The organism is Ignavibacteria bacterium (assembly GCA_016873775.1).
Lineage (GTDB): Bacteria > Bacteroidota > Ignavibacteria > UBA10030 > F1-140-MAGs086 > JAGXRH01.
The window spans coordinates 1-3,211 of the sequence record VGWC01000126.1; the positions used below are offsets into that span (position 1 = coordinate 1).

The following is a 3,211-nucleotide window of genomic DNA, read 5'->3' on the forward strand; positions in this document are numbered from 1 at the left end:
ATGAACACGCAAAGCTTCGGGATTGAACCCAAAGAATCATTGATGATTCTTTGGCGGGTTTTTTATAGCGGAAGATTCCAATCGTTTAATGATCCTGTATGGAAGTATTTCGATTGGACTGCTTATCGCTTCAGGAACACTTGCGTTTCTTACTCCAAAAATAAAAAAGACGATTGGAAATGTCAGATAAATACCGTTTGAACGCTATCGGAAAAACTAACATATTGAAACCTCTGAAAAAGCATCGAGAACCGTCACGCTGAGCGCAACGAAGTTTAGACTTTTTCAGATGTTTCATATCATTCATTTTTTTTCGCATACGCAATTTGCTATTTTTTACTCCGAAAAAAAATGAAGATCCCATGCAAGAGCCGAAAGACATATTACAGAAAGTGAAAGGCAATGCTCTTTTTGCAGGTGTGGATGTAGATTCTCTCTCCGAATTGATATTGGACGGAATTTCTGAACGAAACGTCTGTTCCGGCGAATTGATCTTTGAAGAAGATACTTCGGAAGGTGTTTTATACCTTCTTATCAGAGGAAGAGTGCAAATAGATAAACACACGAAAGAGGGAGAAGAATTATCGCTTGCATTATTACATTCTGGCGATTTCTTTGGTGAATTGGAAATGCTCGATGGACATCCACGTTCTGCGCGTGCTGTTGCTCTCGATGATTCAATTCTTGTTGGCATCACGAAATCCGCGCTCGAAATAATGATTGCAAACAGCCACGCCATTACGCTCAATTTGTTGCGCACATTGAGTCTTCGGCTACGCACCATAGATATTGCATTTGTGCGGGAACATGAACGCACGACCGTAGAACTTCGCAGACAAGTCGAGCAACTTAAACACCTCAGCGAAGCCGCAAAAATTCTCAACTCCACACTCGACCTCGACCAGTTGCTTACGCTGAATCTTGAATCTGCGCTTCGCCTTATCAATGCAGATAGAGGAACGTTGTATCTTATAGACGACGTAAAAAAGGAATTGTGGTCAAAAGTACTCAAAGCGTCTGATGTTGTTGAAATTCGACTTCCATTGGGACAAGGAATTGCAGGACATATTGCATTGACTGGAGAAATTTACAATAACGCCGATGTATATAACGATATTAAATTTGATGCGCTCATTGATAAGAAAACCGGATACCGTACGAAAAGTATGTTATGTGTTCCTGTGAAAGATAAGTACGGAAAGATTGTTGCTGTCTTTCAACTGTTAAATAAAATAGGCGGCAATTTTACGAAACACGATGAACAGTTTATTCATGCATTATGCACTCATATCGCAATAGCAATTACCAATGCGCAAGTTGCACAGCAAATGGTGAACAGCGAACGACTCGCTGCTGTCGGAAAAATGGCGGCAACAATTGTTCACGATATAAAAAATCCAATGACAACGTTGCGACTCAATGCCGAAATGCTCAAGCGAAATATCGGGAATGAAGAACTGGCAAAACAAGCCGAACAAATGATTGCGCAAGTTGATAGATTTGTCAGTATGGCGCAGGAAATTTTAGAGTTTTCACGCGGCATCACACAACTCAACATCCAAGAAACCTATTTCGAAGATTTGTTGAATGGACTCATTCAGTTTATCAAACGAGGTTTTGAAAAGAAAGGCATTAGCATTTTAGAAAAAATTCTGTACAAAGGAAAACTCAACATTGATGAGGATAAAATGCTTCGCGTCTTCCATAATATCGCCAGCAATGCCGCAGACGCAATGCAAAAAGGAGGAATACTTACGATCTATGCAATTCAAAAGGATTCCCACGTTTTGATTGAATTTTCCGACACAGGTATTGGAATGCCGCCGGAAGTAAAAGAAAAAATGTTCGAACCGTTTGTTACGTTCGGTAAAAAAGTGGGAACGGGACTTGGAATGGCAATCGCGAAAAAAATTATTGAAGATCACAAAGGGAAAATTGAAGTAGATTCCACGCTCGGCAAAGGAACGACGATTAGAATTTTTCTTCCGCTGTAGTTCGTTATCAGTTATCCGTGATTAGTTAATCATCATCTCAATTACCGAATAACTGATAACTAATAACAAATAACGATTCTCGAACACCAATGAATATTCTCGTTCTTCGTCTCAGTTCTCTTGGCGATGTCATTCTCACTTCTCCGGTGTATCGGCTTCTTCGTAAAAAATTTCCTTCTGCGCGGATTGACGTTCTTGTAAAAAAAGAATTTGCTGACGTTCTTCGCTATAATCCGAACATCAATACTATTATTGAATTTGGTTCTCCCCGTGAACTTTCACTTCGCATTATTCGCAACGCATTGAAACTTCGTAACTATGATGTTGTGATTGATTTGCATAATAGTTTGCGTACAAGATTACTCCGTTTCGGAGTCGCGCAACAAACATTCGTGATTGACAAAGATGTCTGGAAACGGTTCTTATTAGTGAAATTCAAAGCCAATTTATTTGAAAAGAAAATTTCCATTCCAGAAAAATACATTCGAACACTTTTGCCGCTTGGAATTAAAAACGATGATGAAGGTTCAGAAATTTATTTTCCAAATGAAGTAAAGCAAACTCTTAACAGTGTCATTCTGAGTGAAGCGAAGAATCTTTCTATTGATGAAAACAAGATCCTTCGTTTCACTCAGGAGGACAAACCAAAAAAAAATCTCATCGCGCTTTGTCCCACGGCTCGACACAAAACAAAAATGTGGTTGAAAGAAAATTTTATCCAACTTGCGAATGTATTGATTGAACAACACAATGCATTTATTGTAATTCTCGCTGCGCCAAATGAAATTGATTATTGTGAGTCAATCAAATCAGAAATCAGTAATCAAAAATCTGTAATCAATCTCGCCGGCAAAATTTCTCTTCTCGAAACTGCGGCATTAATGGATTTGTGTAATGTTGTTGTTACGAACGATTCTGCAAATCTTCATATTGCATCAGCGAGAAAGAAAAATGTCGTTGCAATCTTTGGTTCGTCGGTGGAAGAGTTTGGATTTTTTCCGTATCGAACAAACGCAAAAGCGTTGCAAGTTAAAAATCTCGAATGTCGTCCGTGTTCGCATATCGGTTTGGAACATTGCCCGAAGGCACATTTTCGTTGTATGAAAGAAATTTCTGTTGAAATGGTTGTGAATGTTGTGAAGGAAATGTTGGAATGACAAGAATGATGAAAATTTTCTACAACATATTTATCATTCCATTACTCTGGTTTGCGTTTC

2 protein-coding genes are annotated in these 3,211 nt (G+C 38.8%); both read left to right on the top strand.

Going from position 1 to position 3,211, the window contains the following annotated elements; genetic code table 11:
* The first annotated feature begins 362 nt into the window (after nt 1-362).
* Nucleotides 363-1,994, top strand: a complete 1,632-nt coding sequence (locus FJ218_11150) for a cyclic nucleotide-binding domain-containing protein (GenBank protein ID MBM4167457.1) — start codon at nt 363-365, stop codon at nt 1,992-1,994.
* 89 nt (nt 1,995-2,083) lie between these two features.
* Nucleotides 2,084-3,151, top strand: coding sequence for a lipopolysaccharide heptosyltransferase II (gene waaF / locus FJ218_11155; protein MBM4167458.1), 1,068 nt, complete (start codon nt 2,084-2,086; stop codon nt 3,149-3,151).
* Nucleotides 3,152-3,211 lie beyond the last annotated feature (60 nt).

Excerpts from the sequence above, each read along its gene's own strand:
- FJ218_11150 (MBM4167457.1), top strand. The coding sequence starts at position 363 with ATGCAAGAGCCGAAAGACATATTACAGAAAGTGAAAGGCAATGCTCTT.
- waaF (MBM4167458.1), top strand. The coding sequence starts at position 2,084 with ATGAATATTCTCGTTCTTCGTCTCAGTTCTCTTGGCGATGTCATTCTC.